This window comes from Cereibacter sediminicola (assembly GCF_007668225.1).
GTDB lineage: Bacteria > Pseudomonadota > Alphaproteobacteria > Rhodobacterales > Rhodobacteraceae > Cereibacter_A > Cereibacter_A azotoformans.
In genome coordinates, this window is record NZ_VDEK01000138.1 from 1 (window position 1) to 569 (window position 569).

General features: G+C 49.2%; 1 protein-coding gene. It reads right to left on the reverse strand.

All coding sequences use genetic code 11. The features are described from left to right. Nucleotides 1–21: 21 nt before the first annotated feature. A complete protein-coding gene (locus FG154_RS20730) occupies nucleotides 22–402 on the reverse strand; it encodes a hypothetical protein (protein ID WP_145112055.1) in 381 nt (126 codons plus the stop codon). Nucleotides 403–569: the final 167 nt, after the last annotated feature.

A 569-nucleotide genomic window follows, 5' to 3' on the forward strand; every position in this document is an offset into this window, starting at 1 on the left:
CGAGGCATTCGCCTTAGCGGCTTAACCTGTGCAGATTCCGCTGGGTCGATACATCTTCTTGCTGCCGGCCCCAAAGAATGTGTAGCCAAATTCCGCCATATACTGCGGGTTTTCGCTAAACTTTACTATTAGTAACAGTTTTATACCAAGGATTTGGAGATCATCGTCGGGCCAAACAAGCTCGGCGCTACCAACCATTCCACCCTGAGTCCGTTCGCTTGCCGCGATGAAATCACCAAGATCAACGTTCGCGGTGAGAGCCAATTTGTATGGCTGGATTTCTTCGTGCTGGAGGAGTCTGCCGATTTTCTTGACTTGCGCCGGATATGACTGAAGATCTGACTGCTGCAAGTCAAGTAGGGCATTGTTTATTTGCTTGAAAAGGTTTTGAGATGCGCTCATTCTTCTTCCTTAAGTCTCGCTTCCGCCGCTTTTTCTAGGATCATCGCGCGATATTGTTCTTTCATCTCTTCAACAAGAGAAGTCACGATATCACTGCCTTCAAATCCGGCCATGAACTGGCCCCCGTTTCGACCGGACACTTGGGCATAACCATGGAGGCTCAGGTC